1 pseudogene and 1 riboswitch are annotated in these 709 nt (G+C 79.5%); the pseudogene reads right to left on the minus strand.

Annotation, left to right across the window (positions count from 1 at the left end):
* Window positions 1-442: pseudogene (locus tag E9549_RS22850) on the minus strand (lytic transglycosylase domain-containing protein); the annotation flags it as partial.
* 186 nt (window positions 443-628) lie between these two features.
* A riboswitch (cyclic di-AMP (ydaO/yuaA leader) is annotated at window positions 629-709 on the minus strand. This riboswitch is flagged as partial in the annotation.

The raw sequence follows: 709 nt of genomic DNA on the forward strand, positions 1-709 counted from the left end.
CCTCCTCGGCGGCCTTGCGGGCTGCCTCCTCCTCGGCGGCCTTGCGGGCTGCCTCCTCGGCGGCGGCCTTGCGGGCTGCCTCCTCGGCGGCGCGGCGGTCGAGCTCGGCCTGCTCGGCCGCGGCCCGCGCCTCGGCGGCGGCGGTCTGCTCGGCGGCGCGCTGGCTGCGGCTGGCGGCCAGCGGGGCGAGGCTCTGCACGGCGGACTCGACGGCGTCCTCGGCCGGGGCCCCGGTGGGGATCCCGAGCTGCTCGGCGACGCTGACCGACGCCAGCTCCGGCTCGGCCTGCGCGGCCGGCTCGTTGCCGACGACGACGCCGGCCAGGATGCCGCCCGCGGCGGTGACCGCCAGGAACAGCGCGGGGCGCCGGGCCGACCGGGTGGCGCCGCGCCCGCCGGTGCGGCCGAGAGCGCGGGTGATCGAGGTGGGGCGGAGGTTCATGGGGAGGGACTGCTCCAGGGGCAGGGCACGGCGGGCCGCGGAGGCGGCGCGCTGCGGGGTGGTCGAGTGGCAGCGGGGATCGGGCGGGTGCCCGGGCGCTCAGCGCGGGGCAGGCGCGCGCGAGGCTCCGTACCGGCTGCGGTTCCGTGCAAGGTGGGCCCGCAGGCTCGCCATGCGGCGGCTCTCCGTTCTTCCGTCTGCCGCCTACCGGGTTAGCTGACGGATTCGGGCGGGAAGCGGCCCTACCCGCGACGGGACGTACCCGGC

This window comes from Blastococcus sp. MG754426, assembly GCF_021699055.1.
Classification (GTDB): Bacteria; Actinomycetota; Actinomycetes; order Mycobacteriales; family Geodermatophilaceae; genus Blastococcus.